Below are 12,276 nucleotides of genomic sequence, written 5' to 3'. Positions count from 1 at the left end.
ACGCGCTGATCAGCGATGGGATTCAGGCGGCCAAGGTGAGACACCGGCCAATGCAGAAGGGGCGCCCCTCGGATCGGGGCGCCCCTTCTGACCTGGTCGTTCTCTCACCTGCGCGGAGGCTGAGGGATTTGAACCCTCGGTGACATCGCTGCCACGACGGTTTTCAAGACCGTTCCCTTAGGCCGCTCGGGCAAGCCTCCTCGCGCCGGGCCCGGCTGGGGCGACGCGGGGATCAGCCTAGCGCGTCAGCTGTCGCCCTTGCGCTGTCCCAGGGTGACCTGGGTCGTGGACTGTTTGCCGTCGCGCTTGTAGGTGATGGTGACCTTGTCGCCGGGCTTGTGGGTCCAGATCTCGCTGATCAGGGTCGGGCCGCTGTCGATCACCGTGTCGTTCAGTTTGACGATGACGTCGCCGGACTTCAGGCCCGCCTTGTCGGCAGGGCCGCCGGCGACGACGGCTTGGCTGCCGCCGGCGCCGTTGCTCGCGATGGTGGCGCCGTTGCCGGTGTCCTTCATGTTGACCGTGGCCTCGATCACCGGGTAGACCGGCTCGCCGGTCTTGATCAGTTGCTGAGCGACGTGCTTGGCCTGGTTGATGGGGATGGCGAAGCCGAGGCCGATGCTGCCGGACTGCTGGGTCTCGCCGCCGAGGCCGCCCCCGTTGCCCGCGGCCTGGATGGCGGAGTTGATGCCGATGACGCCGCCGTCCCCGTTCAGCAGCGGGCCGCCGGAGTTGCCGGGGTTGATGGAGGCGTCGGTCTGCAGGGCGCTCATGTACGAGGCGTTGCCCCCGCCGCCGTCGCTGGAGGCGACCGGGCGGTTCTTGGCGCTCACGATGCCGGTGGTGACGGTGCCGGAGAGGCCGAAGGGCGCGCCGATGGCGACGGTGGCGTCGCCGACGGCGACCTTGTCGGAGTTGCCGAGCGGGAGCGGGGTGAGCTTGGCGCCCGAGGCGTTCTTCAGCTTGACGACGGCGACGTCGTAGCCCTGGGCCCGGCCGACGACCTCGGCGGCGTACCGCTTGCCGTTGGAGAAGGTGGCGGTGAGCTTGCCGTTGTCGGCGGCGGAGGCGACGACGTGGTTGTTGGTGAGGATGTGGCCCTGCGTGTCGTAGACGAAGCCGGTGCCGGTGCCGCCCTCGCCGTTGCTGCTCTGGGCCTCGATGGTGACCACGCTCGGCAGGGCCTTGCCCGCGATGTCGGACACGGAGCCGGGCGTACGGCTCTCCGACTTCGGGTTGCCGAGGGCCGAGATCGTGGTCGAGTCGCCGCTGTCCCCCTGGTCGGCGGCCCAGTAGCCGATGCCGCCGCCGATGCCGCCGGCGACGAGGACGGCGGCCAGGAGGGCGGCGACGAGCCCGCCGGAGCGCTTGCGTGCCGGGGGTTCGGAGGGCGGGGCGGGAGTGGCCGCCCACGGGCTGTCCGGGCCCCCGGGGGAGCCGTGAGCGCCTTGCGCGCCGTGGGGGTCCTGCGAGCCGTCCTGGGTGGCCTGGCTGCCGCCTTCGGACCACCACGCCGCCGTACCGCCGGAGCCCGCGCCCGGGTCGGGGAGGGGGTGTCCGGCCGCGACGGCCGGAGGCGAGGCGGGCGGAGGCGAGGCCGGCGGGGCCGCGGGTGGGGCCGGCGGGGCGGCCGGGGTGGGGGTCGGCGGCGCGGGCTCCGGCAGTCGGGGTCCCGCCGCCGGCTCTCCCGACGTGCCTATAGGCCCGTCGGGGACGTCCGGGGCCGCGCCGACCGCCGGTTTGAAGTCGGGCGCCGGAGGCACCGCGGGGGCGGGGTCGGGGTGCGGCGCCGGAGGGGCCGGACGCGACCCGGCCTCAGGCGGAACGGCAGCGCCCTCGTTCTCGGTGCTCACAGCTCTCTCCTCATGTGCACGACAGTTTTCTTCGACGGCCCACGCTACGGATGTCCGACGTAAGCTTTTCCCACCGGGCGTCAGACCGCTGTAAGGAGCGGTGACCCCGTGGGCTACCACCCTTTATCCCGGACAAAACGAACCGCCGCCAATCCGCGCGGCGGCGGGCGGGACCTCCCGCGACGCGCCGCGCCGGGCGGTGGCACCATAACGCGGTGACCTATGCGCGCCCGGACCGGGACTTCCGCCCCGGTTCGCACACCCCCTCCGTCGTGGCCCACCGCGGCGCCTCCGAGGACGCTCCCGAGCACACCCTGGCCGCGTACCGCCGGGCCATCGAGGACGGCGCCGACGCGCTCGAATGCGACATCCGGATGACCGCGGACGGGCACCTGGTCTGCGTCCACGACCGCCGCGTCAACCGCACCTCCAACGGCCGGGGCGCCGTCTCCGCGCTCGAGCTGGCCGATCTCGCCGCCCTCGACTTCGGCTCCTGGAAGGGGCAGGCGAGCGACAGGGAGGAGCCGGACCGCGACAGCCGCGACAACACCGCGGTCCTCACCCTGGAACGGCTCCTGGAGCTCGTCGCGGATGCCGGCCGCCGCGTCGAGCTGGCCATCGAGACCAAGCACCCGACCCGCTGGGCCGGCCAGATCGAGCAGCGGCTGATCGCCCTGCTCCGCCGCTACGGCCTTGACTCCCCGCCGCCCGGCGAGCCCTCGCCCGTGCGCGTCATGAGCTTCTCGGCGCGCTCGCTGTACCGGGTGCACGCGGCGGCGCCCGCGGTCCCCACCGTCTATCTGATGCAGTTCGTGCTGCCGCGCCACCGGGACGGCGCGCTCCCGCGCGGGGTGCGCATCGCGGGGCCGAGCATCCGGATCGTACGCAATCACCCCGAGTATGTGGCGCGCCTGCACCGCGCGGGGCACCGAGTGCACGTATGGACCGTCGACAATCCGGCAGATGTCGAGCTGTGCACTCACCTGGGAGTCGACGCGGTGATTACGAACCGCCCCAAACAGGTACTGTCACAACTCGGACGCTCATAATGGGCATTACAAGGCGTGCACCGGCGCGTTCGGTACGTATTCGATCGTGACGAGTGCGTCACCAGATGCCACATGGCCTGTTTCTGCTCCAGCCCGGCGGGGCATCCATCCCCTGGCGTGGGGCTAAGGAGGTCTCGGGGGTGGCGTTGGTGGTGGCACGGCAGGTGCCGACGTCTTCGACCATGGCCGTACCCCATGGTCCTGCGGGCGTAGGTGCGGCACGGCACCGGATGCGTGACGAATTGAGCAGGACTGGGGTATCGGATTCGGTCATAGACGATGCGGTACTGATCCTTTCGGAACTGCTCAGCAACGCATGGCGGCATGGCCGACCACTGGGCTCCGACCATGGCGGCAGTACCGTCCGGGCGGCCTGGCACGTCGACGAGTACGCCCGGCTGACCGTCGAAGTGACCGACGGCGGCGGACCGACCAGGCCGGTTCCGGCCAATCCCTCGATCACTGCGCGTGGCGGCCGCGGGCTCAACATCATCACGTCGCTCGCCGAGGCCTGGGGGGTGCGCGACGACACCGGGGAAGTGACGGTGTGGGCGTCGCTTCCCGCCCGTGACGGCTTCCACGAGGGGTTCAGCAGGCCGGTCACCCTCCTCCCGAGGCTCGATCCCGACCTCGGTCCCGATCTCGCCCCGGACCTCGACCCCGGCCTCGGCCCGGACCTCAGCCCGGACCTCGACTTCGCCGATCTGGACGAGCTCGCCTAGGGCACACGGTCGGCCTCGCCGACGGGGTTCGCCGACTGAGTTCGGCCAAAGGGCTAGGCTCCCGCCCGTACCAGTCGTACGGGCGGTGCGGGACCGACCGCGGCCGTACGAGACGCACGCGGCCGTACGAGGACGCCACGAGCCGCACGATCGGGAGACAGCCACGCCATGGGCAAGAAGCGCCGCCCCCAGACGACGAAGGCCGGACCGCGGGTCACGAGCGCGGAGATCCCCGTGGTGGGGGCGCGCGAGCCCTGCCCGTGCGGCTCGGGCCGCCGCTACAAGGCCTGCCACGGCCGGGAGGCCGCGCACGCCGTCACCGAGCTGGTGCAGCGCCCCTTCGAGGGGCTGCCCGGCGAGTGCGACTGGGTCGCGCTGCGCGAGCTCGTACCCGCGGCGACCGTCGAGCTGAACCTCGCCGAGGGCCTGCCCGAGGACGTCCCGTCCGTGACCCTCGCGACCGTGCTGCCCATGGCCTGGCCGGCGCTGCGCCGCGACAACGGCGCCGTGCTGATCGGCCTGCAGAACGACACCGCCTCCGGCGACATCAGCCGCGACCTGGCCGACACCCTCCAGCGCGCCCTGACCGCCGAGCCGGGGACGCCGGTCGCCGCCGAACGGGTCTCCGGAGAGGGCCCGCGGCTGCAGGATCTGCTCGATCCGAAGGGCGGTTTTTCGCCGACCCTGCACGAGGGGTTCGAGTTCTGGCTCGAGGACGCCGCGAGCGCCACCGGTGAGGTCGCCGCATCCCTCGAACGGGCGAACGCAGCCGCCATCCCGACCGCCCGGCTCGCCAGTGTCGAGGCCGCGTACTGGTGCCGGACGCCGGAGAAGAACCACCTGCGCTGGGTGATGTCACACCCGGAGGAGAAGCTGCTCGACGCCCTCGCGCGGCTGCACGCCGCGGGCGCCTCCTCGCTCGGCGAAGGCACCCGGCTGGTCGGTTCCTTCCGGGCGCACGGCCTCACCGTGCCGGTGTGGGACCTGCCCGGCGCGATGGGCGCGGAGGAGACGGAGAAGCCCGCTGAGGCGTTCGCGGAGCGGCTAGCCGAGGCGCTGACCTCCGACGCCCCGCTGACCGCCGAACAGCGGCGGGCGCGCGGCGGGCTCACCAACCGTCAGGTGACGCTCAGCTGACGGTCATACCGGGCTCAAGTGCGGGGAACCGTACGCGTGACACTGCTCACAACTCACCGCTACGCCCTGCAATTGCGCGTCCGGAAATCCGCGATCGAATTTGCGAACCGCCGATCTCTTGTTACGGTTTTAAAAGCCCGGTCGCTGGTGCATCCCCCGTCGCCAGCGACCGGGCGCTTCCATGTCCGCTCCGCGTCCGCGGCCCGCGCGAGCGCGGAGGGCGGCCAACGCCCCCCGCGGCGCCGTGAGTTGATTCCCGTACCGCGAAGCCCCGGCGGACCGCTCCCGCCGCAACCGCGGACCGCCTCCGTCACCACCGCCGACCGCTCCCGTCGCAACCGCAACCACAACGCGAGGGCACACACGGCCGTCTCCGCGCCGCGGGCCGCCTCGGGGTCACAGGGCCCCGGGGACGGCTCCCGCGGCGCCGCCCGCCGCCTCTCCGGCGTTCTACGGGCCACCGCAGCCCCGACCATCGCGGGGGCCGCGCCGGGACCCCGCGCGTGCACGGAGACCGTGCGCGCAGACGGGGCGGGGTCGGTAAGCGCGCCAGGAGGCGTCAGTAGGCGAGTCGGCTGCCGCCGTCGGGCGCGCTGGTGCTCGCCTCGACCAGCGCCTCCACCACCGTGTCGACCTGGGGCAGCCACGGCCGCCCCCCACGGCGCAGCGGAGCCCGCTCCCAGCGCACCCCGCCCGCGCCGATCTGTGAGGGGGGCAGCACCAGATAGCCGCCCTCGCCGTGGAACCGCAGCGAGCTGGGCACCCAGTCCTGGCGGTACAGCAGATCGCCGAGCTCTTCGAGGGAGTACGGGGCCACCAGCAGCGCCCAGCGGGTGGGGGTGGCGACCACGGGGCCGAGCCGCACGCCGGACCGCTCGAAGGCGTCCAGCGCCCGCATCCCGGCGACCGCGGGCAGGCTCACCGCGCACGGGCCGCGCCCTCCGGTGGCGAGGAGCACGGGTGCGGTCGGGCGGTTCGTCCACCACCAGCGCACCATGCGCGGGTCGGTGGTCGCCGCGAGGAGGACCGGGTCGAAGGGGTGGCCGCCGGGCACCGCGCAGTCCGGCTGGGGGCATCCGCACTGGCGCGGCCGTCCACCGCCGGGCGTCAGGCCCACGCCGGGGAGTACGGGCCACTGCCACTCGGTGGCGCAGGTGAGCGCCGCACGGAGCAGCGGCGATCGCGCACCGCGCCGCAGCGAGAACTTGCGTCGCCTTCCGAGGATCTCGCGCATGAGCGCTCGTTCCTTTCCGTTAACGCCGAGGGCTGTTCCGTCGCACTACATGGCACTTCACATGGCACTACGTGGCACTGTCCGGAGTTGTTCGGCCCGTCACACCACGTGGATCACAAGTCACTGCGCGTACAAGGCAGCGCATCACGCCGCAGACCGAGCGTGGAACGTGGCGAGGGGTGGCGCGCGCATGGCGCTTGCCGTCTTCAGTGGTGCGTTCCCTCGCCACTCGGGGATGGGCGCCGGCCGTTGCCGTCTATGACGCCTGAACCGGCCACGGGGTTCCGGGGCGGTCCAACTGCCCCTGCCCTTCTCCGAATGTGTACCCGCCGCGGCGGAGACGACGCGCTGTCGACTGACGCCAGTCGACCCTAAATAGGCAACGTAACGACCTCTTTTCGGCCAAGTTCAAATTCCGCACAGACACCAACAAGACGACCGGGGCAATGCTGGACATCGCCTCTCGGGTGCGTGTACATCTGGAGACAGTAGCGGCACAGTAGCGGCGCAGCACGACAGGGGGTTTGCGATGCTGTTGAGCAAGCCGGAGGCCGCGTGCGAAGGCAGTGGGCCATGAGCTCGCCCCACCCGCCGAAAGTGGCCGGAATCGATCCTTCCCTCCCCGCTCCCACCCACACTTCGGACCCCGTCACGCCGCCCCCCACCCCCAACCCCGCCCCCGATCCCGCGGTCCAGGACCATCTGGCCGGGTGGGTCTCGGACCTGACCACCCTCCACGAACTCACCGAGCGACTCGCCCTTACGGGCACGCTGGACGACGCGCTGCACGAACTCCTGCGCGCCGGAGCCTCGCTCGTCGGCGCCCGGCGCGGGCTGGTCGCGCTGGAACCGGCCGACGGGCTGGGCCCGGTCACCACCGTCGGCCTCGGCCTGGGGCGCGCCGACCTCGGCCATATCGAGACGATCCCGCGCGGCTCCGCGTCCGCCGGCCACCTCCTGGACGGGCTGCCCGAGCCGGACGGCGAGCCGCGGCCCGGCGTCGCCCACCCCGACATCCCGGGCGAGGCCGAACTCGACCCGCGCCACCGCGAAGTCGCCGCCCGCCTCGGCTACTCCGCGAGCTACGCCGTGGCGCTGGACCCGCTCGCCGACCCAGGCGCGGGTACCGGCACCGGCACCGAAGGCACCGGGGGCGGCCCCGGTGGGGCCATGGGACCCCCGGGGCGGCTCGGCGCGGCGGCGTGGCTGTACGAGGAACCGGCCGAGCCCGTGGAGCGCCAGCGCCACCTCGTGGGCCTGTACTGCCGCTATGCCGCCGCGCACCTCGCCCGGCTGGTCGAGCTCACCCGCGCCCGCGCCACCGTCGCGACCGTCCAGGAGGAGCTGCTGCCCACGCGGCTGCCCCGGATCCCCGGAGTCCGCCTCGCCGTACGCCACCGAGCCGCTCCCGGCGGGGGCGGCGACTGGTACGACGCGCTGCCGCTGCCCGACGGCGCGCTCGGCCTCTCCGTCGGCGGAGTGACCGGATCCGGCCCCAGCGCGGTCGCCGCGATGGGGCGGCTGCGGGCGTCCCTGCGCGCGTACGCCGTGATGGAGGGCGAGGATCCGGTGGCCGTGCTCTCCGACCTCGAACTGCTGCTGCGGCTGACCGAGCCCGCCCGCTCCGCGACCGCGCTCTTCGCCTACTACGAGCCCCTGCCGCGCAGGCTGGTGCTGGCCGGGGCCGGCCACTGCCCGCCGCTGATCACCGGCGAGCGGCGCACCGAGTTCGTGGAGACCGCCCTGTCCGCGCCGCTCGGCATGCTCTCCTGCTGGGAAGCGCCCAGCGTGGAACTCGAGCCGGGCCGGGGAGAAACGCTCCTCTTCTACAGCGACGGGCTGCTCCACCGCACGGGAGAGCCCATGCATCGGGCCTTCGCGCGGCTGCGCTCGGCCGCCGCGAGCGCCCCCAGGGCCGTACGGAGCGATCCGGACGGCTTCGCGGACCATCTGCTGCGCACGGTCCTGCCCGGAGGCGAGGCCGGCCAGGGCGCGAGCACGGACGACAGCATGGAGGACGTCGTCCTGCTCGTCGCCCACTTCGACTGACCACACCGGCCCGCCACCAACCACCTGAAACCGGCCATAGCCCGCGATCGCCGGTACACATCCCGGCTGTCATACCAATCCTGTCCGTGGTCCGGTCCCGAGAGGCCAGTTCCCTCACGACCTGGCCAGAGGGGTACGGCCAGAGGCGACGGGGAGGCCCCGAACCATCACTCCGGTGGAGTGGGGGCCCCGCACGCTGACGCCGTACCCGGCGTCCCGAATCGCAGGACCACCGTAGCCCGAACGGCCCAGGACGCCGCGAGCCCGTAAGCCAACCATCACACGATCGAGTCAAACCGCCCTCGCACGCTCGCCGACGAGCAGTCCGCAACCCCCCACCTACCATGGACACGGTCCAGCTCGAGGAGGATGACGTGACCGAGGAGCCCACTTCCGAGGCCCTGGAGACCCCAGAGGCCGGGGAGCAGCCCATCAAGCAGCGGAAGAACAGCCTTTACGCAGGCGTTTCCGACGAGCTCGCCGAAAACATGAAGTCCGGCTGGGACGACACCGAGCTGCGCGGCCTGGAGCCGATCGAGCAGGCGCCACACACCGCCCGCCGCCGCGCCGCGCTCTCCGCGCGATTCCCCGGGGAGCGCCTGGTCATTCCCGCGGGTAATCTGCGCACCCGCTCCAACGACACCGAGTACGGGTTCCGCGCCGCCACGGAGTACGCGTACCTGACCGGCGACCAGACCCACGACGGCGTGCTGGTTTTGGAGCCGAACGGCGCAGAGGGCCACACCGCGACCGTGTATCTGCTGCCCCGCTCCAACCGTGAGAACGGCGAGTTCTGGCTGGACGGCCAGGGCGAGCTGTGGGTCGGCCGCCGCCACAGCCTCGCCGAGGCCGAGCAGCTGCTGGGCCTGCCGGCCAAGGACGTGCGCGAGCTCGCCGACGAGCTGCGGGCCGCGACCGGCCCGGTGCGCATCGTGCGCGGCCACGACGCCGGTCTCGAGGCGGCGCTGACCGACAAGGTCACCGGCGAGCGCGACGCGGAGCTGCGGGCGTTCCTCAGCGAGCAGCGCCTGGTCAAGGACGAGTTCGAGATCGGCCAGCTGCAGGCGGCCGTCGACTCGACCGTGCGCGGCTTCGAGGACGTGGTCAAGGTCCTCGACAAGGCCGAGGCCACCTCCGAGCGCTATATCGAGGGCACGTTCTTCCTGCGCGCCCGTGTCGAGGGCAACTACGTCGGCTACGCCTCCATCTGCGCCGCGGGCCCCCACGCCACCACGCTCCACTGGGTGCGCAACGACGGCCCGGTCCGCTCCGGGGAGCTGCTCCTCCTGGACGCGGGCGTGGAGACCCCCACCCTCTACACCGCCGATGTGACCCGCACGATGCCCGTCAACGGCCGCTTCACCCCGCTGCAGCGCAAGATCTACGACGCGGTGTACGAGGCGCAGGAGGCGGGCATCGCCGCGGTCAAGCCGGGCGCGAAGTACCTCGACTTCCACGATGCCGCCCAGCGGGTCCTCGCCGCGAAGCTGGTCGAGTGGGGCCTGGTCGAGGGCCCGGTCGAGCGCGTCCTGGAGCTGGGCCTGCAGCGCCGCTGGACGCTGCACGGCACCGGCCACATGCTCGGCATGGACGTCCACGACTGCGCCGCGGCCCGCCGGGAGGCGTACGCGGAGGGCACCCTGGAGTCCGGCATGTGCCTCACGGTCGAGCCCGGCCTGTACTTCCAGGCCGACGACCTGACCGTGCCCGAGGAGTACCGGGGCATCGGCGTCCGCATCGAGGACGACATCCTGGTCACGGAGGACGGCAACCGAAACCTTTCGGCCGCCCTGCCGCGCACCGCGGATGACGTCGAGGCCTGGATGGCCGCTCTCCTGTAGGACTCGGTCTGGTTCGCCTCCGGAGCGGGGATGCGGCCGGACCGCGCCCCGGAGGCGAGGCAGGGCTGGTGACCAGCGGTATCGTCCGGTTCCATGGCGGAAACGAAGGTCAATTCGGCAGCGGGCCTCGGCAGTGACCTCCACCTGGAGCTGGCCAGGGCGGGCAGCCGCCGGGCGGCCCTGATGGGGGCGCTGCGCGACGCCATCAGGAGCGGTCGGCTCGCCCCCGGCACCCGGCTGCCGCCCTACCGCTCCCTCGCCGCCGACCTCGGCCTGGCCCGGAACACCGTCGCCGACGCCTACGCCGAGCTGGTCGCCGAGGGCTGGCTGACCGCCCGCCAGGGCTCCGGCACCCGGGTCGCGCCCCGCGCCGCGCCGCCCCCGCCCAGGCGAACCGGGCGGCAAAAAGAGGGCGGCGCCCGGGGGCGGGGCCGACCGGCCGTGGGTTTCGGCGCGCCGCCCGCCGCCGCCCCGGCCGGAGGCGTGCCCGTACGGCGTGCCCGGAGCGCGCCCGTGCGTCCTCCCGAGCCCGTCCACAATCTGCTGCAGGGCCAGCCCGACGCCGCTTCCTTTCCCCGCGCCGCGTGGCTGGCCTCCGCCCGCCGTGCCCTGACCGCCGCGCCCAACGAGGCCTTCGGCCCCGGAGACCCGCACGGGCGCCCCGAGCTGCGCCGGGCGCTGGCCGACTACCTGGCCCGCGCCCGCGGTGTGCGCACCGACGCCGACCGGATCGTCGTCTGCTCCGGATATGCCCACGCGCTGCGGCTGCTGGCCGGGACGGCGGCGCTGCGCGGCACGGCGGCCGTGGAGGCGTACGGCCTCGGCTTCCACCGTTCGCTGCTCGCCGCCGCCGGGATCCGTACCGTGCCGCTGCCCCTGGACGCGGACGGCGCCCGCACCGAGGAGCTGGCCTCGCACCAGGGCCTACGGGCCGTGCTGCTGACCCCTGCCCACCAGTTCCCCACCGGCGGGCCGCTGCACCCGCGGCGCCGGGCGGCCGCCGTCGACTGGGCCAGGGCCCATGGCGGGCTGGTCCTGGAGGACGACTACGACGGCGAGTTCCGCTACGACCGCAAGCCCGTGGGCGCCGTCCAGGGCCTGGACCCCGGCCACGTCCTGTACGTCGGATCGGTCAGCAAGAGCCTGTCCCCGGCCCTGCGGCTGGGCTGGATGGTGCTGCCCGACCCCCTCGTGGACGAGGTCCTGGCCGCCAAGGGGGAGCGGGAGGCGTGGGTGAGCGCGCTCGACCAGCTGACCCTCGCCGACTTCATCGAATCGGGCGGGTACGACCGGCACATCCGCCGTATGCGCCAGCGCTACCGCCGCCGCCGCGACCAGTTGGTCGCCACCCTCGCCGAGCGCGCCCCCCACGTCCGCGTCAGCGGCGTGGCGGCCGGGCTGCACGCGGTGCTGGAGCTGCCGCCGGGCACCGAGCGGTCCGCCGTGCGGGCCGCCGCCTGGCAGGGCCTCGCCCTTGAGGGCCTGGCCGGCTATCGCCACCCGGACGCCGTGGGTCCGCCCCGCGACGGCCTGGTCGTGGGCTACGCCACCCCGCCCGACCATTCCTTCACGGACGCGCTGGACACGCTGTGCCGCGGGCTCCCGCCCGACCCCGGCAGCTCCACGGCAACCACGACCACGACGACGGCCACGACCCTGAGCACAGCCACGACAAGCGCCACAACCGCCCCCGCTACCGGGGTGGTGGACGCGGCTGTCACACCCCCGTCAGGGTGTCCTCGCGCCACTTGAGGATCTTGTCGAAGCTGACCACCACACCGCCGCGCCCCGGGCGGTCGCGGTAGCGGACCCGGTCGGTCAGCGCCTCGATCAAAAAGAGCCCTCGCCCATGCTCTGCCTGGGCGGGGGCCGGTTGTCTGGCGGTGGGGCGGGCCTGGGGGGTCTTGGCCCAGTCGCCCCGGTCAGGGCGGGAGGGGCGGCGGGGGAAGCCGGGACCGGAGTCGGTGACCTCGATACGGCAGGTGTCGCCCTCGATGAAGGCCGTGACTCTGTAGTCCCCGCCCGCGCCGTCCGCGCCACCGCCGTGCTCGACCGCGTTGGCACAGGCCTCGGAGAGGGCGACCGACAAGTCGTAAGAAATTTCGGGATCCACCCCGGCTGTCTCCATGGTGCCGAGGAGCAGGCGCCGAGCGAGCGGAACGCTCGCCGCCTCACGCGGTAGATGGAGTGACCACCAAATGCTCATACTCCAGCCTCCCGGCCACGGCTCGACATACCGTTACGTATTGCCTGGGTCCATGGTCCGTAAGCGTGTGATTGGCGTGACTCCGCTCATTCGGCGGAAGCGCGAGTTCCGCATAGCGGTGTATGGGGCTGTCCGGGTGTGCGGCGGTACGCCCCACCCGCTGTAGGGGAAATCCGGGCCCAGTG

9 protein-coding genes and 1 tRNA gene are annotated in these 12,276 nt (G+C 73.0%); 6 read left to right on the top strand and 4 right to left on the bottom strand.

Annotated features, from left to right (window positions below; translation table 11 throughout):
- Positions 1-113: 113 nt before the first annotated feature.
- Together PV419_RS15485 and PV419_RS15480 are read right to left on the bottom strand one after the other, a co-directional pair.
- Positions 114-200, bottom strand: a tRNA-Ser gene (locus PV419_RS15485).
- A 45-nt stretch (positions 201-245) separates the two neighbouring features.
- Positions 246-1,853 (bottom strand): S1C family serine protease, encoded by a 1,608-nt coding sequence (locus PV419_RS15480; RefSeq protein WP_319688956.1) that lies wholly within the window; start codon positions 1,851-1,853, stop codon positions 246-248.
- A 215-nt stretch (positions 1,854-2,068) separates the two neighbouring features.
- On the opposite strand from PV419_RS15480, the gene PV419_RS15475 reads away from it, so the two are divergent.
- From PV419_RS15475 to PV419_RS15465, 3 genes are all read left to right on the top strand, one after another.
- On the top strand, positions 2,069-2,902 hold the full coding sequence (locus PV419_RS15475; protein ID WP_319688955.1) for a glycerophosphodiester phosphodiesterase: 834 nt from the start codon (positions 2,069-2,071) through the stop codon (positions 2,900-2,902).
- Positions 2,903-2,967: 65 nt separating this feature from the next.
- Positions 2,968-3,624 (top strand): ATP-binding protein, encoded by a 657-nt coding sequence (locus tag PV419_RS15470; protein WP_319688954.1) that lies wholly within the window; start codon positions 2,968-2,970, stop codon positions 3,622-3,624.
- 168 nt (positions 3,625-3,792) lie between these two features.
- The gene (locus tag PV419_RS15465; protein WP_319688953.1) at positions 3,793-4,761 is read left to right on the top strand and encodes a DUF5926 family protein; all 969 of its coding nucleotides are present in this window, start codon (positions 3,793-3,795) and stop codon (positions 4,759-4,761) included.
- Positions 4,762-5,320: 559 nt separating this feature from the next.
- Here the strand turns inward: PV419_RS15465 and PV419_RS15460 are convergent.
- Positions 5,321-5,995, bottom strand: a complete 675-nt coding sequence (locus tag PV419_RS15460; protein ID WP_319688952.1) for a bifunctional DNA primase/polymerase — start codon at positions 5,993-5,995, stop codon at positions 5,321-5,323.
- Positions 5,996-6,568: 573 nt separating this feature from the next.
- On the opposite strand from PV419_RS15460, the gene PV419_RS15455 reads away from it, so the two are divergent.
- The 3 genes from PV419_RS15455 (at position 6,569) to PV419_RS15445 (ending at position 11,637) form a co-directional block, all read left to right on the top strand.
- A complete protein-coding gene (locus tag PV419_RS15455) occupies positions 6,569-8,044 on the top strand; it encodes a PP2C family protein-serine/threonine phosphatase (RefSeq protein WP_319688951.1) in 1,476 nt (491 codons plus the stop codon).
- 344 nt (positions 8,045-8,388) lie between these two features.
- Complete coding sequence (locus tag PV419_RS15450; RefSeq protein WP_319688950.1) at positions 8,389-9,885, top strand: aminopeptidase P family protein; 1,497 nt, start codon at positions 8,389-8,391, stop codon at positions 9,883-9,885.
- A 93-nt stretch (positions 9,886-9,978) separates the two neighbouring features.
- Entirely contained in the window at positions 9,979-11,637 is a 1,659-nt protein-coding gene (locus PV419_RS15445) for a PLP-dependent aminotransferase family protein (protein WP_319688949.1), read from the top strand.
- On the opposite strand, the gene PV419_RS15440 is transcribed toward PV419_RS15445, so the two are convergent.
- The gene (locus tag PV419_RS15440) at positions 11,603-12,091 is read right to left on the bottom strand and encodes an ATP-binding protein (protein WP_319688948.1); all 489 of its coding nucleotides are present in this window, start codon (positions 12,089-12,091) and stop codon (positions 11,603-11,605) included. The two genes, PV419_RS15445 and PV419_RS15440, sit on opposite strands and share 35 nt — an antisense overlap.
- Between the last annotated feature and the right edge of the window lie 185 nt (positions 12,092-12,276).

Origin of the sequence: Streptomyces sp. ME19-01-6 (assembly GCF_033793745.1) — a bacterium.
Lineage (GTDB): Bacteria > Actinomycetota > Actinomycetes > Streptomycetales > Streptomycetaceae > Streptomyces.
This window is presented reverse-complemented; position numbering and strand designations above follow the sequence as displayed.